The organism is Rhodococcus wratislaviensis (genome assembly GCF_900455735.1).
Lineage (GTDB): Bacteria > Actinomycetota > Actinomycetes > Mycobacteriales > Mycobacteriaceae > Rhodococcus_F > Rhodococcus_F wratislaviensis.
In genome coordinates, this window is the sequence record NZ_UAUI01000001.1 from 713927 (window position 1) to 736274 (window position 22348).

Annotated in this window: 18 protein-coding genes; 13 read left to right on the top strand and 5 right to left on the bottom strand. The window is 64.0% G+C overall.

Features of this window, described 5'->3' with window-relative positions:
- Positions 1–143 precede the first annotated feature (143 nt).
- The 3 genes from DTA22_RS03270 to DTA22_RS03280 are packed head-to-tail and all read left to right on the top strand — an operon-like array spanning position 144 to position 3555.
- Positions 144–1367, top strand: coding sequence for a CaiB/BaiF CoA transferase family protein (locus DTA22_RS03270; RefSeq protein ID WP_112298462.1), 1224 nt, complete (start codon positions 144–146; stop codon positions 1365–1367).
- Between the two features lie 14 nt (positions 1368–1381).
- Positions 1382–2527, top strand: a complete 1146-nt coding sequence (locus DTA22_RS03275) for an acyl-CoA dehydrogenase family protein (protein ID WP_112298463.1) — start codon at positions 1382–1384, stop codon at positions 2525–2527.
- Entirely contained in the window at positions 2527–3555 is a 1029-nt protein-coding gene (locus DTA22_RS03280) for an acyl-CoA dehydrogenase family protein (RefSeq protein WP_112298464.1), read from the top strand. The genes DTA22_RS03275 and DTA22_RS03280 overlap by 1 nt, the downstream gene beginning before the upstream one ends.
- 111 nt (positions 3556–3666) lie before the next feature.
- Here DTA22_RS03280 and DTA22_RS03285 read toward each other — a convergent pair whose 3' ends face one another.
- The 4 genes from DTA22_RS03285 to DTA22_RS03300 all read right to left on the bottom strand — a co-directional run bounded on the left by DTA22_RS03285 (position 3667) and on the right by DTA22_RS03300 (position 8783).
- Complete coding sequence (locus tag DTA22_RS03285; protein ID WP_112298465.1) at positions 3667–4467, bottom strand: crotonase/enoyl-CoA hydratase family protein; 801 nt, start codon at positions 4465–4467, stop codon at positions 3667–3669.
- 170 nt (positions 4468–4637) lie between these two features.
- Positions 4638–5543: an alpha/beta hydrolase gene (locus DTA22_RS03290; RefSeq protein ID WP_112298466.1), complete on the bottom strand. Its 906-nt coding sequence runs from the start codon at positions 5541–5543 to the stop codon at positions 4638–4640.
- Positions 5544–5588: 45 nt separating this feature from the next.
- Complete coding sequence (locus DTA22_RS03295) at positions 5589–7205, bottom strand: flavin-containing monooxygenase (RefSeq protein WP_112298467.1); 1617 nt, start codon at positions 7203–7205, stop codon at positions 5589–5591.
- Positions 7206–7310: 105 nt separating this feature from the next.
- Positions 7311–8783, bottom strand: coding sequence for an aldehyde dehydrogenase family protein (locus DTA22_RS03300; protein WP_112298468.1), 1473 nt, complete (start codon positions 8781–8783; stop codon positions 7311–7313).
- Between the two features lie 1211 nt (positions 8784–9994).
- On the opposite strand from DTA22_RS03300, the gene DTA22_RS03305 reads away from it, so the two are divergent.
- Positions 9995–10174 (top strand): hypothetical protein, encoded by a 180-nt coding sequence (locus DTA22_RS03305; protein ID WP_112298469.1) that lies wholly within the window; start codon positions 9995–9997, stop codon positions 10172–10174.
- 276 nt (positions 10175–10450) lie between these two features.
- Here the strand turns inward: DTA22_RS03305 and DTA22_RS03310 are convergent, their stop codons facing one another.
- Complete coding sequence (locus DTA22_RS03310; RefSeq protein WP_112298470.1) at positions 10451–10735, bottom strand: YciI family protein; 285 nt, start codon at positions 10733–10735, stop codon at positions 10451–10453.
- 520 nt (positions 10736–11255) lie between these two features.
- Here DTA22_RS03310 and DTA22_RS03320 point away from each other — a divergent pair.
- The 9 genes from DTA22_RS03320 to DTA22_RS03360 all read left to right on the top strand — a co-directional run bounded on the left by DTA22_RS03320 (position 11256) and on the right by DTA22_RS03360 (position 22146).
- A complete protein-coding gene (locus DTA22_RS03320; protein WP_245973493.1) occupies positions 11256–11648 on the top strand; it encodes an SDR family NAD(P)-dependent oxidoreductase in 393 nt (130 codons plus the stop codon).
- Positions 11649–11873: 225 nt separating this feature from the next.
- On the top strand, positions 11874–12659 hold the full coding sequence (locus tag DTA22_RS03325; RefSeq protein WP_112298471.1) for an SDR family NAD(P)-dependent oxidoreductase: 786 nt from the start codon (positions 11874–11876) through the stop codon (positions 12657–12659).
- Positions 12660–13139: 480 nt separating this feature from the next.
- Positions 13140–13892 (top strand): FadR/GntR family transcriptional regulator, encoded by a 753-nt coding sequence (locus DTA22_RS03330; RefSeq protein ID WP_005243551.1) that lies wholly within the window; start codon positions 13140–13142, stop codon positions 13890–13892.
- A gap of 214 nt (positions 13893–14106) precedes the next feature.
- Positions 14107–15747: a GMC family oxidoreductase gene (locus DTA22_RS03335; RefSeq protein WP_112298472.1), complete on the top strand. Its 1641-nt coding sequence runs from the start codon at positions 14107–14109 to the stop codon at positions 15745–15747.
- Positions 15744–16169, top strand: a complete 426-nt coding sequence (locus DTA22_RS03340; RefSeq protein ID WP_112298473.1) for a hypothetical protein — start codon at positions 15744–15746, stop codon at positions 16167–16169. Before DTA22_RS03335 ends, DTA22_RS03340 begins: the two co-directional genes overlap by 4 nt.
- A gap of 46 nt (positions 16170–16215) precedes the next feature.
- Positions 16216–17697, top strand: coding sequence for an aldehyde dehydrogenase family protein (locus DTA22_RS03345; RefSeq protein WP_112298474.1), 1482 nt, complete (start codon positions 16216–16218; stop codon positions 17695–17697).
- Positions 17698–17750: 53 nt separating this feature from the next.
- Positions 17751–19247, top strand: coding sequence for a gamma-aminobutyraldehyde dehydrogenase (locus DTA22_RS03350; protein WP_112298475.1), 1497 nt, complete (start codon positions 17751–17753; stop codon positions 19245–19247).
- A 75-nt stretch (positions 19248–19322) separates the two neighbouring features.
- Entirely contained in the window at positions 19323–20369 is a 1047-nt protein-coding gene (locus DTA22_RS03355) for a proline racemase family protein (protein ID WP_112298476.1), read from the top strand.
- A gap of 241 nt (positions 20370–20610) precedes the next feature.
- The gene (locus tag DTA22_RS03360) at positions 20611–22146 is read left to right on the top strand and encodes an APC family permease (protein WP_112298477.1); all 1536 of its coding nucleotides are present in this window, start codon (positions 20611–20613) and stop codon (positions 22144–22146) included.
- The last annotated feature ends 202 nt before the right edge of the window (positions 22147–22348 follow it).

The following is a 22348-nucleotide window of genomic DNA, read 5'->3' on the forward strand; positions in this document are numbered from 1 at the left end:
ATTCTCCCTACAGGCACTGCTCCATCCGAGCGGTCACCACCACTCTATCTTACTTATATCTGTAATTCGCTCCCTTATTGCGGAAAACTGCTCAGGCTGACATAGTCCTTGAAGTGCTTTCTGACGCAGCGAAAGAGGTTTCAGTGGAACTCACACCCGGCGCTCTTCATGGTCTGCGCGTCATCGATCTGACGACCGTGATCATGGGCCCCTTCGCCACCGCAACCCTCGCCGACATGGGCGCAGACGTCATCAAGGTCGAGAGCCTCGACGGTGACATGAGCCGAGATATAGGTGCCCGCCGCCATGAAGGTATGAGCGCTCTGACACTCAACCTTCAGCGCAACAAGCGCAGCATCGCGATCGACCTCGCCTCCGTGGAGGGCCGCGAGATCCTCGACGATCTGGTGCGCAACGCGGATGTGTTGGTGACGAATCTACGGCCGCGCTCCCGGCAGAAGTTGGGCATCACCTACGAGCGACTCTCGGAGAACAATCCGGGACTGATCCTCTGCACCGCACAGGCGTACGGCTCCGAGACCGCCTTCCGGGACTACCCCGCCTACGACGACATCGTGCAGGCCGCGTCCGGCGCCGCGAAACTAGCGGAACTCATCGACGGAGAACCTCGTTATGCCCCATACGTCATCGCCGACAAGGTCGTCGGGCTCTACATCGTCATCGCCGTCCTCGCCGCCGCGATGGAGAAGAAGCGCACCGGCCTCGGCCAGGAGGTCGACGTGCCGATGGTCGACGCGATGATCGGCTTCAATCTCGTCGAGCACTTCGGTGGCCACACCTTCGTCCCCGTGGAAGAGAACTTCGGATGGGCGCGCGTGCTGACACCGGAACGAGTCCCGCACCAGACGGCCGACGGCTGGATCTGCATCATGCCGTACTCGGCGAAGAACTGGAACGACTTCTTCATCATCGCCGGCCGCGCCGATCTGGTGAACAACCCCCGCTACGCCTCGGTGAACGACCGCCACACCCACATGGGCGAACTTCTCTCGGCGATCCGTGAGGCCGTCCCGAGCCGGACCACGCGGGAATGGTTGGACTTGTGTCAGACACAGGGAATTCCCGCGTCCGACCTACTCGATCTCGCCCACGCACACGAGAACGCCTACGTCCTGGACCAGGGATTGATCACCAAGCGTGAACATCCCACCGAAGGCGAGTATTACGCCACCCGCACTCCGTTCGCGATGTCGCGCACACCGATTTCGTTCAGCCGACACGCTCCCCTGCTCGGTGAGGACACCTTCACGATCCTCGAAGATCTCGGTTACTCCGCCGACCGCGTCCATGCGCTGGCCGATGCATCCGTCGTCACGGCGACGTCGCCTCAGGCCACCTCCTCCTGAACGGAAGAAACATCATGACCAAGCTCAGACTGGTGCCCCCGGTCTCCAGTGATCCACACGCCATGGACGACTTACGGACCGAAGTCCGTGGGTTTCTTGCCGAGCAGCTCAGTGAAGGCAAGATCCGCCGACAGGTCGACTCCTGGTTGACTGGCTGGGACGAAGACTTCACACGTGCATTAGCCGCCCGCGGATGGCTCGGCATGACCGTGCCGGCCGAGTACGGCGGCCACGGTCGCCGCCACCTCGAACGGTTCGTCGTCACCGAAGAGTTGCTCGCCGCCGGCGCCCCCGTCGCCGCCCACTGGATCGCCGACCGGCAGATCGTCCCGTCGCTGCTGAAGTACGGCACCGAGGTCCAGAAGCACAAGTTCTTGCCGGCGATCACGCGCGGAGAATGCTACTTCGGTATCGGTATGAGCGAACCGGATTCCGGGTCCGACTTGGCCAGTGTGCGCACAAAGGCCACCCGGGTTGACGGAGGGTGGTCTATCACCGGAGCCAAGGTCTGGACCTCCGGTGCTCATCGCGCTGACGCGTTCATCTGCCTTGCCCGCACCGCCCAACTCGATCCCGCACATCGACACGATGGCCTCAGCCAGTTCATCGTCGATCTGCACGCCCCCGGAGTCGACATCCGGCCGATCATGTCGATGAACAGGCAGCACCACTTCAACGAGGTCCTCCTCGACGAGGTCCTCGTCGAGGACGAGATGGTCTTCGGCACCATCGACAACGGGTGGCAGCAGGTCACCTCGGAACTCAGCTTCGAACGCAGCGGCCCGGAGCGATTCCTGTCGACGTTCGTCCTACTCGCGAAGACCGCCGAACAGATGAAGCAGGGAACCTTACCGCGGCATTCGAATCTGGGCCGGTATCTCGCACGGATCGCCGGTCTGCACCAGATGTCGACCGCAGTGGCGGGCGCACTCGAGCGCCACGAACCCGCCGACACCGCCGCAGCCGTGGTCAAGGTCCTCGGGACGTCCACCGAAGGCGACATCGCCGACTTCGCCGACCTCCTCACCGATGAATCTTCGCCTCCTCGGTACACCTCATTGCTCGAGGACGCCATCGTCCAACGCCCGGGATTTACTCTCCGTGGCGGCACCAACGAAGTTCTGCGCGGCGTGATCGCGCGGGGATTGGGGATGCGCTGATGCACGCACCAACCACGGTCGACGCGGACCTCATCGACATGATGTCCGCGGTCTTTTCCGATCACCGGGAACGGAACGGGCCGGAGGACGGTATCGCCACGTGCGATCCCTCTCTGTGGGCACAACTCGACGAACTGGGTCTTGTCCGGCTGACCGGCCGCGAAGAGACCGGCGGCAGCGGCGCAGGCTGGTACGAGGCCGCGGAACTCTTCCGCGCCGCGGCATCACACGGGGTCCGGATTCCTCTCGCCGAACACGACCTGCTCGCCGGTTGGCTCCTCGAAGAAGCCGGCCTACCGATGGATAAAGCGCGCCTCACCGCATGCGTACTAGACGAGAAAGGCGTCGCCCGCGGCGTGCCGTGGGCATCCCAGGCAGACAAGATCGTCACGGTCTGGCGGAAGAACGACACGTACGTCGTCGCCGACCTCGAGACAACACTTTTCGACATCACCTCCGGGTCCAACCTCGCCGACGAACCCCGCGACATCGTTTCCGCCGACACGATCGCATTGTCGGGCACCCCAGTGTCGGACTCGGCGATCCGACAACTCTTTCTGCGGGGCGCCCTCATCCGAGCGCTGCAGGTGTGTGCCGCCCTCGACCGCATCCTCGATCTCTCCGTCGCCCACACCACCGAGCGAGTGCAATTCGGACGCCCACTGGCCAGATTTCAAGCCGTTCAGAACCTGGTGGCTGACATGGCAGCAGAAGCTTCCCTCGCCCGAACAGCGACCGAAGCAGCACTGACGGAAGCGGTCCGCACGCAGTGGTCGAATGAGAACCTCGAACTCCTCATTGCCGTCGCCCGGTCATGTGCTGGACACGCGGCATCGGTCGTCGTCCGTAACGCCCACCAGGTGCACGGTGCGATCGGCACCACCCGCGAGCACAGGCTGCACGAATTCACCAATCCCGCCCTGGCGTGGCGCTCAGAATTCGGATCCGTCCACTACTGGGACGACACTTTGACTACCGCCGCTCTCAAAGCAGGTTGCGAGAATATCTGGGGCCTCATCACCCGCTGAAGTGCCCAGGCGCCACCAGAAGGGGCACCAGTTTCGCGAGCAGACCTGAAAGAAGAACTCCGTGGAAGCATCCAATTCGCATCCACGGAGTTCTTCGGTTTCTCGGGCACGTCACTCGCCGGTGAAGGCGGCAGTTCTCTTCTCCATGAAGGCATTGACTGCCTCCGTGTGATCGGTCGTCTGCTGAACCAGCGCCTGCATGGCAGCGGATAATTCGAGGAGACTGTCGAGGCTTTGGTGCTGTCCCTCGCGGAGGAGCCTCTTGGCCATCCGTACCGAGTGTGGCGGATTGGCGGCCACCCGGCCGGCGAGCGCGCGAGCTTCGTCGAGCAACTTCTCCGGCGCAACGACACTGGAGACCAATCCCCACTCGAGTGCCTTGATCGCGTCGACACGGTCACCCGTCAAGATCATCTCTGCCGCCCGCGCCATCCCGACGGCCTTGGGCAGCAGCCACGCGCCACCGTCACCCGGGATGATTCCGAGCTTGACGAAGCTCTCTGCAAAGAATGCCTTTCCGCTGGCAATGCGGAGGTCGCACATGAGGGCGAGGTCGCATCCGGCACCGATTGCAGGGCCGTTCACTGCTGCGATGAGCGGCACGTCGCAGTTGTACATGATCCGCGGAATCCGTTGTATCCCAGCTCTGTAGCCATCCCGTTGTTCGTGAGGCTTCCCCCCGAACAATCCGCGACGATTCGCCATGTCCTTGACGTTTCCGCCGGCGGAAAACGTCGATCCGGCACCGGTGACGATGACAGCTCGCACACCGTAGTCGGCGTTGACGGCCTCGACGCAGGCGACCAATGCGTCGACTACCTCCATCCCGGAAATAGGATTGCTCTGCGCGGGTCGATTAATCGTCCATGTCTCGATGAACCCGTCGCGTTGGACGAGGACTGGACTATCCATGGGTGTATCTCCCCTATCTTTCACTGCGGATCGATCGTTCGACTGGTGCCCGACCGGCACGCGAACGAACTCGTCGGCGGCGAGCCAGACAGACCGCCGCCGCCGACGAGCACGTTCATCTCTTGCTGCCGAGAGCCTTCGCGTTCATACGCACGCGGCGCGGGCAGACTTCAGGCGAGGCCCAACTTGGGTCGCAGCCACTGGGCAATCCGGCTCACCGCTTGATCCGCCTCGGGTGCCCGTCCCGCGTTGAAGTGAAATACATGCTGTTGCTCATCGACCACGTCGAGCACAACCTCGCCGCTCACCTTCTCGATCAATTCGGCCAACCGACGTGAGTCGTCCAGCAGCGTCTCGAAGCCTCCGACCGATACGTACACCGGAGGGAAGCCGGTGTAGTCGTTGAGGAGGGGGTTCGCGCGCGGGTCCGTTGCATCTGCGGGTTCGGAGAGGAACATCTCCCGCATCATTTCCAGAACCGCCCTCTTGGCCAGTACGTCGACCGCGTCGTTCGATTCGACCGTCAACCCCTTGATCTCCATATCGAGCCAAGGCGAAAGCGTGACGACGGCAGCAGGGGTGGGCAGTTCCAAGCTCGCGAGTTCGAACGCTGTCGAGATCGCGAGATTGGCACCCGCCGAGTCGCCGACAGTCGCCGTGTACTCCGCCTTGTAACCTTGCGTGCGAAGCCACTTGTGGACGGCCATACAGTCTTCGAGTTGGGCCGGGTGCTTATGCTCCGGCGCGAGCCGATAGTCCACGATCAGGGCGTGAACACCCGCCAGTTTAGCGAGGTGTGCTGCGAGCTTGCGGTGTGAGAACCGTGAACCTGTCACGAACCCACCACCGTGGGTGAAGACAATCACGCGGTCCCCGGCGGCCCCCAAAGGCTTGGCCCACGTTGCCGGCACACCATTGGCTGTCACTTCCTCATAGGTGACGTCGATGGGTTCGATGGTCGGAAGATGCCACTCTTCGAACATATCTCGCTGACTGGCGAGGTCCATTCCTTCGGACCGGGTAAGCCACGAAGCGTACAGGTCGTTGAGGAACAGGGATTCTTTGCTCACGGACATGTGTTGCTCACTTTCATCACTACACGAGGGAGGCAAATTGACTGCTCAGGAAAGCGTGAAGCCCTTGTATCCCGCACATACGGTCTCGTCCCACTTGGCCAGGTAGAGGGGAAGACCACCGGGGTAGTTCAGCAACTGCCGCGGCTTACCCGGGACGTTGGCACCCATGTACCAGGAGTCGGCTTTGTCATAGAGCGCCTCGGCCGTCAGCTCGGCGACGTGATCGGACCAGGCAGCATCCGCGTCCGCCTCGGACTCGATGCGGTTCAATCCGTTGTCCCGCATGTAGTCGATGGTGTTGACGACGAGGTCACCTTGGATCTCGGCGCAGCTGGGCCCGTTGCAGAAGCCCGACGGGCTCAGTGGTCCGTAGAGGAAAAGCAGGTTGGGAAATCCTGCCGTTGCGACTCCGAGGTTTGCCCGCACACCATTCGACCACTTGTCCCGGAGCAATGTACCGTCGGTGCCGCGAATGTCGATGGCGGTCAGGCCACCGGTGACGGCGTCGAAGCCCGTTGCATAGACGATGATGTCGAACTCGTGCTCTTCCGATGTGGTCTTCAGCCCGGTGGGCGTGATCGTCTCGATCGGGTCCTCGTGCAGATCGACGAGGCGCACGTTGTCCTGGTTGAAGATGTCGTAGTACGTCTGCTCCAGCGAGGGACGCTTCACGCCGAAGGGGTACGCCTTCTTCATCGGCGCCAGCTTCTCGGCAATGACCGGGTCGTTGATCCGGGCACGCGTCCGGTCACGCCAGAACTCGTAGGCCGTGTCGTTTGCGTCATCGTCGACGAAGACGTCTTGGTACGTTCCGAGCCAGAACTCGAAACCGCACTCCCACAGTCGCTCATAAGTGGTGATTCGCTCCTCCTCGCTCACCTCGAGGGCTGACTTGGGTATGAAGTCGAAGTCGAAGCCGGAGAATGACGCCGAACGACGACTGAATCTGTCCGCCAGATCGAACTTGATCTTCGCGTTGTCCTCGTCGGTGAGCTGGCGCTGTCGCATCGGGAGCGCCTGAACGGGGGTGCGCTGGAAGATGGTCAGCTGTGCGGCCTTCTTCGACGCCTCCTGAGCGACCTGCACACCGCTTGCGCCGGTACCGATGATGGCGATTCGCTTTCCCGCGAATTCGATTCCGCCTTCGGGCCACAGACCGGTGTGGTGGTTGATCCCTGCGAAGCTGTCCATTCCCGGGAGCTTCGGGAAGATCGGCTTTGCCGCGAATCCGGTGCACAGAACGAAGTACTTGCAGACGAAAGTGCTTCCGTTCTCCGCGGTCACGGTCCAGGTGTTCGCCGTATCGTCGAACTCGGCGGAAATGACCCGGGTGTTGTAGTAGATGTCCTTGCTCAGATCGAGCTTCGCGTCGACGTACTTGAAGTAGCGGCGCAGTTCGTCACCTCCGGGATAGAGCTCGGAGAACGCGAATTCATCCCATAGGTCGGGGCGCGTGAACTGGTAGATGGGACCTTCGCTGTCCACTCGGGCACCCGGGTAGCGGTTCCAGTGCCAGATTCCGCCCAGACCCTCACCCGCCTCGACTACTTTCACCGAATAGCCTCGACTCCGCAGATTTTCGAGCTGGTACAGCCCGGCGAATCCGGCTCCTACAACGAGAACGTCGAGTACTTCGGTCACGGCCGGTGCGGCAGTGCTCATGTTGGTCTCCTCTTGATGCCAAGGGCTACTTGGGGGTTTGGCGATTGCGCTCTGTGTCGCAGAAAGTGAAGAGCTGAATGCGGGGAAGCTCGTCCGGTCCAGCTTCTAGGTCCAGCGGACATACGCAGTCTTGGTGGTTGTGAAGAAAGTACGTGCGGCCTTGCCCTGTTCTCTGCTCATGCTGCTCGAGCCTTTGAGGCCACCGAACGGCACATGCGGCTCGACACTGCTCGTCTCGCGATTGACATGCACCAACCCCGATTGTGTGCGCCGGATGAAGGTCATCGCCGTCGCGATGTCTCTAGTGAACACTCCAGAGGACAGGCCGTAGTCCGTGTCGTTCGCGGCCTTCAGCGCACCGTCGAATCCATCGACCTCCTGCACGGTCACGACTGGCCCGAAGACCTCCTCCCTGACGAGCCTGCTTGCCTCCGACACCCCGGCCAGGACTGTTGGTGCGATATAACAAGTGTCGGAGTCGAACTCCCTTCCCGTAAGGAACTCGGCGTTCTCGTCGTGGGCGAGTCGCAGGTATCCGGCCACCGTGTCACGTTGCTCCACCGAGGCAAGGGGCCCGATGTCGGTGGCTTCGTCGTACGGATCACCGACTACGAGCGCGTCAGCGTGCTTCACCAGCAGTTCTCGTAGTCTGGGAGCGACGGCGCGGTCCACGTAGACCCGGCTCGTCGCTGTGCAGCGTTGTCCCGTGTGGAGCATCGCGCTCTTCACGATCTGTAGCGCTGCATCCTCGACATCGGCGTCGGCGAGAACAATGGACGGGTTCTTGCCACCCAGCTCGAGCTGGACCTTGACGTTGCGATCGGCGACGGCCTGACGTAGTCGCGACCCGACGGCACCCGAACCGGTGAATGTCAAGGCTGCGAGTCGCGCGTTCCCGGTGAGTGCCGCCGAAAGCTTTCTACCGCTGCCCGTCACCAGATTGAGGACCCCCGCGGGCAACCCGGCTTCTGCGAGGATCCGCGTCAGAAACACTGCGGATCCGCAGGCCGGTTCTGCAGGCTTCCACACAACTGCGTTCCCGAAACCTATTGCCGCCGCGATCTTCCATGCCGGAAGCGCGAAGGGAAAGTTCCACGGTGTGATTGCACAGACGACGCCGAGCGGCTCCTCTACCGTCATCAGCATCGTGTGTGGATCAGCACTGGGGTACGTCTCTCCACTAGGCTGTAGGATCTCACCGGCGTAGTAGCGGAGAATGGCGACACTTCGCAGGACCTCGGCGCGTGCGTCGCGGATCGCCTTCCCCATGTCTGCGGTGATTGTCAGGGCAGCGTCGTGAACGCGGCTTTCCAAGAGATCAGCGGCAGAACGAAGAAAGTCCGACCGCTGAATTGCTGTCGTCTCGGACCACTCTGGTTGAGCACCGGCGGCGGCCGCATACCCAGCCTCGACATCGCCGGGAGTCGCCGAAGCGTAGATTCCCGTCACACGGCGGAGATCGGAGGGATCTACACGCTCGAAAGTGTCGGTGGCGGTGCTCCATCGACCTGCGATATACAACGTTCTCCCGTCAGCGATCGACGACGACAGTGCTGGGTGGTCCAAGCTCATGGACATCTTGTTTCCCCGATCTGTGTAGGCGCAGAAATGGTTGGAAGTTCACCACCCGGCGCGGACTTGAATTGCCTGATCACCCGTCCACGCAACGCGGCAGGCGTGCCAGTACGAGAATCTTCTCGACTGTTCTGTAGTCCGCACTTTCACCGCGGGCGGGTCGATGTCGGACTTTCCGTGCTCAGTGCAGTAGAGCGACGGTAGTCAAAGTAACTGGGACAATCACTCACTTGTCCCCAAAAGACTTGCACTCAGCACTCTTTGAAGACTCACAGGCATCACAACACGCTGCTGCCTGGCTCTTTTAGCCGGCACCCGGACTGGCGTGGTCCGCCCAGCGACTCGACCTTGTCGACATCCGCTCCCGTTCGCGAATCTACGGCGGCGTAAGGAGGCGTCGAATCGTGTGAGGACGATAGCCAGTGGACCGTCCAGCGCCCCGGCCACCTTACAAACCGATTCAGCAATGACTATCCCAAGTGACCTGGAACACCTTGCAGGGCAAGCATGACATCCAAACCCCGGAAACACAATAGGAGATTAATTTACGTATATAAGCATTTTGCCGAGCAGGGTGGATCCGCGACGAAACCTGGCGGGATCGAGGAGGTGGGCAGCATAGATGATCGATTTCGCCGCCCGATCCTGGAGTCGACGGCTTTGACCGGCACCGAATAGCTTTGTCCAACAATACAAATGAACTGAGCACTCGCTGAGTTCCACATTGATTCCGAGGATTGGTCGAATCGGGCTCCACGGCGTAGACGAGCGATTTCGCCGGCACACCCGCGCTCCACTCACGACCTGCGCAACATACTCTTGGAACAGCCGCGTCCAATCTGTTTTGTGCGCAAAGACTTCGAAACCCGGCCTTCGTAAGCAGGCATGACCGTCGCCCCGGTCCCGACGTCATTTGTCGAGCGAGAAGGCTACCGGGTTGGCAGCTGTGACTGTGGCTGGAACTACAGCACAAGTCGAGAGCGTAAGTAGAGTGCCATCTTTCGCGCCGCACAGGCGAGCGGCGAACAAGGCTGCGGCAGTGAAACACCGTTCGTAGGAAAGAGGGAACTTCACTGCCGTGGCTTGAACTCACTGTTCAAGTTCTTACGGATCCGGATTTGGTCGCCAAGGTGATCGACACCGTCGGCCTGTACTCGAATCCACAGACAACACCCTCGTGCTGTGCGTGGACGAAGAAGTAGCGGATTCGGGCCATGGGCCGGACCGCACCGATGCTGTCGATGCGGATCGGCTCGCTCGGGCAGCGCAAACCGCGACATCGCCTTCAGGAGTTCCTTCTATTCCTCAAACACCTCGCCCGCGCCTACTCGGAGCGGCAGCTGTATCCGGTGAAGGCCAACGACGCCACCAGGCCGAAGTCCGGGAGTGGCTGACGAAAATCCTCGTATTCATGTATTCCACGCCCACCTCGCATCATGGATAAACCTTGCGGAGGTGTGGTTCAGACTATTCGAACAGCAGGCCATCCACCGCGGACCTTCAGCTCCGTGAACGAGCTGACCACCAAGATCCGCACCTTTGTCAACGGATGTAACACCCGCTGTGCGCCGTTCGTCTGGACCAACACCACCGACCAAGTACTTACCGAAGGCAAACCGTAAAGATACTTCGACAACGAGCCACCAGGGACTGAGCGTGCCGCATTGTCTTTAGATGCCGACGAGAGGGCCTATGACTGGATTCCATTGGTAAATGCGCTGCTCTACGACGACGCCCTGCTTGACGTAAGGATCCTCCGCAAGCAGGGAACGCAAGGCGTCTTCGCTGACCGCTTGGAATACCAGTAGGGCTCCGGCGCCGTCGGCCCAGGCGCCGGCCTCCTGCAGCATGCCTCGGGCAGCGGCATCCTTGACGAAAGTCAGGTGTTCGGCATGCGCAGCTTCTTTGACCGAGGCATCGGTGGTGTACGACCAGATCACAGCGAACAAGGCCATGGTTACTCCTCAAGTGGGGGGATGGGACATGAAACGGCTCCGAATATGCACATGGAGTGCGCACCTGAGAAGGTTAGAAGTACGGATGAGGTGGCTCGTGTCCTATTTCGCAACACTGGGTCTTCTTGAATAATGGGTCGAACCCGGTCTGCGCTCGGCCCCGGTGATCTCATGATCTGCCCGCCCGGACACGACGGCTGGTTTCTCGGTGATGAGCCCTGCGTGTTCATCGACTGGACCGGCGTCGCCCACTACGCCGAACGTAGACGACAGCGCCGTGTCCACCCGCTCATCACGCGCGCGGTGACACGGACCGAAGCGTTCCAGTTCTTGGTGGAGCGGGGCTCCATCGAGATGCTCGGGGCGGAATCAGGTGCGATTAGAGGCCCCTCTTACGCGTGATTACCGGCAGGTCAGTTCGTGGAGCTGCCAAGGTGCGCATCACCGCTCGCCATAGGTGAACACCCCCCCAGATAACCTTCCTTCCTTCCCTCCCTCCACCTACGTCCACACCACGGTTATGGACCTGTTCCGGCTGGACGGCAACGCCGCCCTCGTCACCGGTGCCTCCCGGGGCCTCGGCCACGCACTGGCCATCGCACTCGCCGAGGCGGGAGCCGACATCCTCGCCGTCGATATCGGCGAACTCGACCACGTCGCCAAGGAGGTGCTCGCCCGAGGGGTTCACTGCGCCACCCGCACCGCCGACCTCAGCAACCTGACACCCGACACCGCGGCCGAGCTGATCTCCTGGGCCAAAGCCGAGTTCCCGCATCCGACGATCCTGGTCAACAATGCGGGCATCATCCGCCGCGGCCCCGCGATCGAAACAACGCCCTCGGACTGGTCGGCGGTGCTCGACCTCAACCTCACCACCCCCTTCCTGCTCAGCTCTTCGCAGGAACGAGTGTGAGCACTTCTCCAAACGGAAGATAAGCGGGAGATAAGTAGGCTGCGCAAACCAGGGCCTCGGGTCACCTACCAGGGTAGGTTTTCGGCAATCGAACCATCTTCCCGCCCGGTCGGCGAATCCTTGACCGAGACATTCGTGTAACCGACGAATGCCCGGTCGCGACGCTCCGGATCGGTTATCCCGCAACGGTTCTTCCGATCGCGATCCCATACCTCGAGGAAACACATGCTCTCTTGCACAGCTAAATCCGGACTCGTCACCGGCGCCTCCGGTGGTCTCGGCCGGGCTACGGTCCTGGCGCTGGCCGCCCACGGCGCCAATGTCGTCGCCCTGAGCCGCAACGCCGACAAATTGCAGGAAACCGCACAGATGGCCCACGACCTGCAGGGGACCGTCATTGCCGTACAGGCCGATGTCACCGACGAACCGAGCGTGGTCGACGCCCTCACGCAGGTCGAGACCAGCTTCGGAACGCTCGACTTCGTGGTCAACAACGCTGGGCGTCAGATCGAACGGAGCTTTCTGGAGACCACCAACGAGGACTGGGACATCATCGATGTGACGAACGTGCGCGGCCCCTTCTGGGTGTGCAAATACGCCGCAGCAGCGATGCTGCGACACGGCCGCGGAGGAAGCATCGTCAACATCGCCTCCGTACTGTCGGTAAGGGCCGACCCCATGCTGACCGCGTACACCGCCAGTAAACACGCGGTCCTCGGACTCACTCGCAGCATCGCCGTGACGCGCCAGTTGGCGCGCGCCGGGATCCGCGCCAACGCGGTACTTCCCGGCGACATGAACACCCCGATGGTTCAGCAGTACTTCGCTGCCCACGCCGACCCGGAGCTGGCACGGCACGAAATTTCCTCTGCGTATCCGATGGAGCGCATCGCCGAACCCGCGGAAGTCGCCAATGTGGTGCGGTTCCTCGTGTCGGACGACGCGTCGTTCGTCAACGGCGCAGCCATCGTGGTCGACGGCGGACTCGGCGCGGCGCTGTACACGAACTGACGTCGCGGCAGACACACGAAGACACCGCCACGCGCTTCTCGCTGAGGAGCCGACGACGTTCCTCGGCCGCCCTCCCTGTCAACACGAGCACGGTCGCGGCGCTCGCGGGTGTCAATCCTCTGACGCCGGCGACGAGCAAACTCCGACAAGGCGATCCCACCAGCACAGGTGCGCTGACAGAAGGCCGATTCCGCGTCTCACCGGCGCAGTACGACTGTGACACCGTGTCGAGATCGGTCTCCGGCGAGGGCGGCACGGACTGTCACCACTTCCTGCGCGCTCTCGACCGCGAACTGAGCCGCCGGCAGGTGCGACCGCACTGGGGGGAAGTGCACCCTGGACAGGTAGAGCCGAGCCCGCGAAAAACAACTCTGCATCTCCAGCGGACATAACGACTGGCCATATTTGGCAGATATCTTACATTACAATGGAGACGCGGACGGCAACGTACAGCGGACGGCAACGTACAAGGAGGCAATCGTGAGGGACTTCAGGCCGGTACGGAGCCGTAGCGCGGGCGGCGACGTCATGCATCAGATTATCGACCGCATCAAGTCTGGTGAGCTGCGCGAAGGCGATGTCCTGCCCGGGGAGCGGGCGCTCGCCGCACAGATGGACGTCTCGCGTCCGACGGTCAGTAGCGCGATCTCCAAGCTCGTCGAGGCGGGCATCCTCCGGAGCCGCCCGGGTCGGCACGGCAATCCCGAGGTGATCTCGATCTGGATTCCCGAGGGCCTCGAGAATTTGCCGGAGGCCGACCCGCTCCAGGCGGACGAGATCTTCCGCATTCTGGAGGCGCGCAAGACCCTCGAGCCGCGCGTGGCGCAGCTGGCCGCCGTGCGTGCCACGGACGAGCACTACCAGCTGATGCAGCATTCGATCGATCTGCTGCGCGCCCACAAGGACCACCTCAGCCGGGCCGCTCAGGCCGAGCTGCTGTTCCATCGGACCATCTGGCGCGCCGCGGGCAACCCGTCGCTCGAGGCGATGATGAAGGGGCTGGAAAAGGAGCTCGCGCCCGTCCACGACATGATGCTGCGCACCCCGGAAGACTACGAATGCGGGGTGGAGTTGCACGAAGCCACTCTGGCGGCCCTCAAGCGGGGCGACCCTGTCGAGATCGAGCAGGAGATGTACCGGCATCTCGGCCACTTCGAGAGCATCGTCGCGGACGTTCTCCAGCGCACCCCGCATCGGCAACTGCCGGCCTTCCTCACTGCGGGAGTCCCCTGACCCGCGCCCTTCCCTTCCCCCTGAGGCGGATGATCTGACGATCATCCGCCTCAGTTGTATTGACCTTGCCAAAAATGGCCAAGTTAATTATCCTCTTGGGTGTGATCGGCGTCTCGGCGCCGCGTGAGTGAACAGACGAGTGAATGCGCGACCTGCGGTTGCCGTCTCGCTCCGGTACAACCCGAGGCCGTTGAGGCCGGGAGGAGATATCCCGATGACAATCGGCGATGGGGCACCTACACCTTCGGATCGGGCGGATGTCCTGATCATCGGCGCCGGCCCGTCCGGTGGTGTCGTGGCCGAGCACATGGCCCGGCACGGGTTTTCGGTGGTCTGCCTGGAGCAGGGACGCTGGGTCAACAGCGGCGAGTTTCCTGCCGTCAAGCCGGAATGGGAGTTGCTGGCGCAGAAGCAGTGGTATCCCGAGCCCAACGTGCGCGGCACCGCAACCGACTATCCGACGAACGTGTCCGAGTCTGACGTCTCCCCGGTGATGTTCGCGGGCGTCGGGGGCAGCACGCTGATCTACAGCGCGCACTGGATGCGCCTGCTGCCCTCGGACTTTCGCGTCAGGACCCTCAATGGTGTCGCCGACGACTGGCCGATAACGTACGAGGACCTCGCCCCGTACTACGACCGGATGGACGCCGCCGTCGGCCTCGCCGGGCTCGAAGGCGACCCGATGTACCCCGACGGCATGGTGCCGCCGCTGCCCCCGCACCCGATCGGCCGGATCGGGCGGATCGCGGCCCGCGGAATGAACAAGCTGGGGTGGCACTGGTGGCCGTCCCCGAATGCCATTGCGTCACAAAAGCATGGTGAGTTCGCGCGCTGCGCCCGGTGGGGCACCTGCGAGACCGGTTGTCCGGAAGGGGCGAAGTCATCCTTCGACCTCACCCACTGGCCGACCGCCATCCGGCACGGCGCCCGGCTGATCACCGGCGCCCGGGTCAGCACGATCACCGTCGACGCCAAGGGCCGCGCGGACGGCGCCGTCTACGTCGACGCCGCCGGACGCGAATACCGGCAGAAGGCCCGCCTGGTCGTCGTCGCCGCAAATGGCATCGGCACCCCACGCCTGCTGCTGCTCTCCGCGCACGGAGGCGCCCCGAACGGGCTGGCGAACTCGTCCGGTCTGGTCGGCAAGCGGCTGATGCTGCACCCGAACGCCGAGGTCACCGGCATCTACGACGAGCCGCTCGACAGCTGGCTGGGGCCGGCCGGGCAGGCCATTCACTCCCTCGAGTTCTACGAGACCGACCCTTCCCGCGGCTTCGTCGGCGGCGCGAAGTGGCAGGTGATGCCCATCGGTGGACCGCTGCGCGCGCTGTCGCTGCACGATCGACGTCCGTTCGCCGAGAAGTGGGGGCCTGCCGTGCACGACCGTATGGACGAAACATTGGGCCGCGGCCTGCAGTGGGGCATCAACTCGCAGGACATGCCGGAGGAGACCAACCACGTCGATCTCGACCCGACGCTCACCGATTCGAACGGAATCCCCGCTCCGCGGATCCGGTACCGGTTGTCGGACAACACGAAGAGGCTCTTGCAGTTCAACCTCGAACGCGCCGTCGAGGCACACGAGGCCGCCGGAGCGGTGCGCACGGTGGCGACCGACCTGTGGCCGGAGCAGCCCGGACACCTGCTGGGCACCGCCACGATGGGCACCGACCCCGCCACGTCGGTGGTCAACGAGTGGAACATCGCGCACGACGTGCCGAACCTGGCGATCGTCGACGGCAGCGTGATGCCCACCTCGGGTGCGGTCAACCCGACCGCGACCATTACGGCACTGGCGCTGCGCGCCGCCGAACACCTGACGAACAACGCACGCTGGCAGGAGATTTCCGAATGACCCACCTGAGCGAGCAGGAACGGCAAACGCTCTGGCGCGTCGCCGACGTCCTCATACCCGCCACGACGACCCGGCCCAGCCTCCGCGACGCCGACCCCGAGTGCATCTGGCTCGAGCGAGCTCTCACGGCACGCGCGGACCTGGTCGGTGCGCTGCAGGCGGAGCTGGCACTGCTGGCGACGGCCTCCGATCTCGAACCGGCAGTCGTCGACCTGCACGAGAGCGACCGGGCTCGGTTCGACGTGGTGGCCACCGCGGTCAGTGGCGCCTACTACCTGGCCCCCGAGGTGCGTGGCCTGATCGGTTACCCCGGTCAGCATCGCAACCCGCCCCGACTCGAAGAAGCCGCCGAGGAACTCTCCGACGAGATCTTCGAGGCAGCGATGAACTATCCCGGCTCCTACCGGCCGACACCTCGATAGCCCCCCGCCACCCATCACACCTGCCTCACAGCAAAGGACTCCACCCATGACCCTCTCCACGATCGGCTCCGACCAGCGTTCGGTTCTCCACAAGCTCGCGGGACGAGTGACCGGCAACTTCATCAACGGCCGCTGGACCCCGTCGAACTCGCCGGAGACCATCACGGTGCTCGACCCGTCCACCGGCCGCGAGATCGGAACGGTCCCGGCCTCCTCCGCTGCCGACGTCGACGCAGCGGTCGCCGCCGCCCGCGCCGCGCAGCCCGGATGGGCGGCCCTCACCCCCGCCACCCGCTCGAAATTCCTGCTCGACATCGCCACCCTGACCGAGGAACTTCTCGAGGAGATCTCGATCATCGAGGCCGTCGATGCGGGCAAGCCGATCACCGCGGTCCGGGACGAGGAACTGCCCGGGGTGATCGACGCGATGCGGTTCTTCGCCGGCGCCGCCCGCACCCTGCCGGCCCCCTCCAGCGGCGACTACCTCGAGGGCGTCTCCTCGATCATGCGCCGCGAACCGATCGGCGTCGCCGCAGGCATCACCCCGTGGAACTACCCGCTACTGCAGGCGGTCGCGAAGGTGTTCCCCGCGCTGGCCACCGGCAACACCTACGTCCTCAAGCCCGCCGAGACCACTCCGTACTCGACCGCGTGGCTCGCCGAGATCGTCGCCCGGGTGCTCCCGGACGGGGTGTTCAACGTGGTTTTCGGCACCGGCGCCGTCGCCGGTGACGCACTGGCCCGGCACCCGAAGGTCGACGTGGTCTCCTTCACCGGATCCATCGACACCGGACGCAAGGTCGGTATCGCGGCCGCCGACGGCGTCAAGAAGGCCATCATGGAGCTCGGCGGCAACTCCCCGGTCATCGTGTTCGGCGACGCCGACCTCGAATCCGCACTCGATGCGATCGCGACCGGCGGGCTGTACAACACCGGCCAGGAGTGCATGTCCGCAAGCCGGGTCATCGTGCACGCGCCCCTGCTGGACGCGGTCGTCGACGGCCTGAAGAAGCGGTGCAGCCGGGAGAAGCTCGGTGACGTCCTCGACCCCACCACCACAGTGGGTCCGATGAACTCGGCCCTGCAGCGTGACCGGGTGCTCGCCAAGATCAACGGCCGCAGCACCGGCGCCCAGGTGGTGTCCGGCGGCGAGAGCTGTGAAGGCGACGGGTTCTTCTTCCCGCCGACGATCGTCGTCGGAGTCGCCGACGACGAAGAACTCGTGCAGGAGGAGATCTTCGGGCCGGTGTTCACCGTGCAGACCTTCGAGACCGAAGAGCAGGCGATCGCGCTGGCCAACGGCACCCGGTACGGGCTGGCGTCGTCGGTGTTCACCAGCAACGTCGGTACCGCCACCCGCGTCCAGAACGCGTTGAACTTCGGCACCGTGTGGGTCAACAACCACCTGGTGTTCGCCGCGGACCTGCCCGTCAGCGGATTCGGGGCGTCCGGGATCGGCACCGAGAACGCCGAGGCCGGACTGCTCGAATACACCCGCCTCAAGCACGTCATGGTGGACAACCGCTAACCGGCCGCCGCGACCCTGACCCCACCATCCCTCCCCTGACCGAAGGAATCACTGTGGCGCAACACATTTGGGACCGCCCCGCGCAGTACATCGGTGGCCGTTACCGTGACGGCAAATCCGCCGACACGTTCGACGTGCTCGACCCGTCGACCGGTCAGGTCGTCGTCACCGGCCCCCTGGCGTCGACAGAGGACGTCGACGACGCCGTCACCGCGGCCACCGGCGCCCTACCGGAATGGGCCGGCGCCACCCCTGCCCACCGCTGCGAGGTGATGACCCGGTGGGCCGGGGAACTGGAGACGATCGCCGATCAACTCGCGACCGTGGAATCGGCGCAGGCCGGTAAGCCGATCAAGCTGACCACCGAGTTCGATGTGCCGGGCAGCATCGACAACGTCGCCTTCTTCGCCGGCGCCGCGCGCAACCTCGAAGGCAAGGCCTCGGGCGAGTACTCGGGCGATCACACCTCGAGCATCCGCCGCGAACCGATCGGTGTCGTCGGATCGATCGCGCCGTGGAACTACCCGCTGCAGATGGCCGCATGGAAGATCCTGCCCGCGGTCGCCGCCGGTAACACCATCGTGCTCAAACCCGCCGAGATCACCCCGCTGACCTCGTTGCTGTTCGCCGAGGCCGCCACCCGCGCCGGGATCCCGGACGGGGTGATCAACGTGATCACCGGAAAGGGCACCACCGCGGGCAACGCACTGGTGACCCACCCGGGTGTCAGCATGGTCTCGTTCACCGGTTCCACCCCGGTCGGACACCGCATCGCCGCCGCCGCGGCCGGCAAGAGGCTGCACCTGGAACTGGGCGGCAAGGCCCCATTCGTCGTCTTCGACGACGCCGACCTCGACGCCGCCATTCAGGGCGCGGTCGCCGCGTCGCTGATCAACACCGGCCAGGACTGCACCGCCGCGACCCGCGCATACGTGCAGCGCCCACTGTTCGACCGGTTCGTCGACGGTGTCGCCGCGGTGATGGACACCGTCCGGCTCGGCCCCACCACCGACCCGTCCACCGATCAGGGGCCGCTGGTCTCGCGCCGTCAGCAGGAACACGTCGCCGGATTCGTCGATCGCGCCCGCGCCGGCGGGGCCACGATCGTGCGGGGCGGGACCATCCCGGGCGGCGACCTCGCCGACGGCTTCTACTACGAGCCCACCCTGGTCGTCGGCGCCGGACAGGACAGCGAGATCGTGCAACAGGAGATCTTCGGGCCCGTCCTGGTCGTGCTCCCCTTCGACCACGACGACGAGGGCATCGCGCTGGCCAACGACACCCCGTTCGGTCTCGCGGCCTCGGCGTGGACCCGGGACCTGTACCGGGCGCAGCGCGCCACCCGCGACATCGCCGCCGGGTGCGTGTGGGTCAACGACCACATCCCGATCATCAGCGAGATGCCCCACGGCGGATACAAGCAGTCCGGCTACGGCAAGGACATGTCGACCTACTCGCTCGACGAATACACCAACATCAAGCATGCGATGTCGGACATCACCGGCGTCGCCCACAAGGACTGGCACCGAACGATTTTCGGTGACCGCTAAATCCGCCCGGGCAGCGGGTGCCCCCGAAAGACAACCTCAGCGCGCGTCGGTAGCGCCGAAAGAAGAGAGCGAACAATGCGATTCAGCCGCGTACTCAATGTGGTCAACTGCCACGCGGAAGGCGAGGTCGGCAACGTCATCGTCGGGGGCATCGGCGACGTTCCCGGCCAGACGATGTTCGACAAGCGCGTCTACCTCGAGGAGAACCTCGATCAGATCCGTCAGCTGATCCTGTTCGAGCCGCGCGGTGCCGCGGTGCAGAACGCCAACATCATTCTGCCGTCCAACCACCCCGACGCCCCGCTGGGTTACGTCATCCTCGAGTCGACGGAGTACCCGGCGATGTCGGGATCGAACACCATGTGCGTCGCCACCGTGCTGCTCGAGACCGGGATGCTGCCGATGACCGAGCCGGTCACCGAAGTGGTCCTCGAGTCCCCGGCCGGCCTGATCAAGGTGCAGTGCGAATGCAAGGACGGCAAGGTCGAAAACGTTCGCCTCACCAACCAGCCGGCCTTCGTCTACCACACCCAGGTGCCGCTGAAGGTCCCGGATCTGGGCACGCTCACCGTCGACATCGCCTACGGCGGAATGACCTACGTCGTCGTCGACGCCGCCGAAGCCGGTTTCGACCTCGTGTCCTCCGAGGCCCGCGCCCTCTGCGAACTCGGCCAGCGCATCAAGCAGGCCGGCGCCGCACAATACGAGGTCAAGCACCCCGAGAACCCGGAGATCCCCGGCATCACCCAGACGGTCTTCACCGGGCCGCTGTCCCGGCAGACCGACGAGAACGGCGAGTATCTGACGTCGAAGAACGCCGTGGTCGTCTCCCCCGGCCGGATCGACCGGTCCCCCTGCGGAACCGGCACCTCGGCACGGGTGGCGGTCCTACACGCCCGCGGCGAACTCGCCGTCGGCGAACGATTCGTCCACGAATCACTGATCGGCACCAAATTCGACTCCCGCGTGGAGTCCGTGACCACCATCGGCGGGTACGACGCGGTCATCCCCAGCGTCGCCGGACGGGCCTGGATCACCGGAACCACTCAGCTCGGGCTCGACCCCAGCGATCCCTTCCCGAACGGATACACCCTGGGCGACACCTGGCTCACTGCGCTCTGACAACCACGCACGGAAGGCCGAACGAGACTGCACGCCCCCATATTTCGGGGGCGTGCAGTCTCGTGCTATCGCAGTCCCAGTACTGCCACGCAACATTTACCCGATGGCATTGCCAAAAATGGCCAGGTGAATTAACCTTAATGGCACAGTGACATGCATCACTGAGAGGTCGAGTTGAAGTCGATCCGCACACTGCGTCGATCTTCGATTCACTCGGTCAGTCCCCATCCCCGGAGGAAACATGCTAGAGACGCGCGATACGGGTAACAGCCGCGAAGTCGCCCCCCATGGAGATGACGAGCATCTCCGCGCCCTCGGTTACGAACCGAAATTCGAGCGCAAGATGAACCTGTGGGCGAACTTCGCCCTCGGCTTCATCTACCTGTCCCCGATGGTCGGCGTGGTCTCGATCTTCGCGCTGGGAATCTCCACTGCCGGACCGCCGGCGGTCTTCTGGATCTTCATCGTCGGCTTCGGCCAGCTGCTGGTCGCCCTGGTCTTCGGTGAGATCGTCTCCCAGTTCCCGCTCGCGGGCGGCCTGTATCAATGGGCGCGCCGGCTCTGGAACGGCCAGTACGCCTGGCTGATGTCGTGGGTCTACATCTGTGCCATCACCATCGGCATCACCACCACTGCCATGTTCAGCTCGGACTTCATCGCAAGTCTGCTGTTCGGCACCGCCGACGAGCCGTCGGTCTCGGCCACCGGGCTGCAGAAACTCGTCATCACACTGTCGGTGCTGACCGTCTGCCTGCTGTTCAACCTCACCGGCACCAAGACCCTCGCCCGGATCTCTGTCGTCGGCCTGACCGCAGAACTCATCGGCGTCGTCGCGATCGGCCTGTACCTGCTGATCTTCCAGCGCAAGCAGCCCTTCACGGTCTTCTTCGACACCATGGGTGCCGGCGGCGGGCAGAGTTACATCTACGCCTTCGTCGGAGCATCGCTGGTGGGCCTGTACATGTTCTACGGCTTCGAGGCCTGCGGCGAGGTCGCCGAGGAGACCCCCAATCCGGCCCGCGCCATTCCTCGGGCGATGGCGTTGACGGTCCTCGTCGGCGGCGGTGCCGCCCTGCTCGCCTTCTCCGGATTCGTCCTCGCCTGCCCGGATCTGGCCGCCGTCGTGGCCGGGGAGGACGCCAACCCCATCCCGACGATCCTGCAGCGCAGCCTCGGCACGGTCGGTTCCAAGGCGTTCCTCGTCATCGCACTGACCTCCTTCCTGGCCGGTGTCATGGGCCAGCAGACGGCCGTCAGCCGGCTGGTGTACTCCTTCGCCCGCGACGACATGTTCCCCGGCAGCCACTTCTTCGCCCGCACCTCCTCGAGCCACATCCCGGTCAACGCACTGCTGGGTATCAACGTCGCGCCGGTGCTGCTCACGGTCTTCGTCTACTTCTTCCCCGACTCCCTGTTCCGGATCGCCGCGTTCCAGGTCATCGCCGCCTACTTTGCCTTCCAGATGGTGGTCCTGGCCGCGCTGCGGATGCGGTTCAAGGGCTGGAAGCCGGGCGGACCGTGGACCCTGGGCAAACTGGGCGTCGCCGTCAACATCGCCGCCCTGGTCTACGGCATCATCGCCATGATCATCCTGGCCCGCCCCAGCGGCGACGAGAGCCTTCCGTTCGTCGACCGCTGGATCGCGCTGATCGGGTTCTCCATCATCACCGTCGCCGGGTTCCTCTACCTGGTGATCGCGAAGCCGGGCGCCGACTCCACCGCACCCGAAGGTGACGCCATCGAGGTCGCCGAACGGCTCCGCGCCGGTCGCGCATGAGACCCGACAGCGACGGCCACTAGGCCTAAATCCGCACGGCGGGGGACGAAGTCACGACTTCGTCCCCCGCCGTTCGTCGTGCATCGGAGCGGACCGACCTGGTGACCGCGCGAGAACAGACCAGCGCTGCATCTGATGCACCCTGGGGAAGCCGCATCGCGAGGCCTGCACGTCGAGCCTCCACGACGCGGATTCGCCCCGA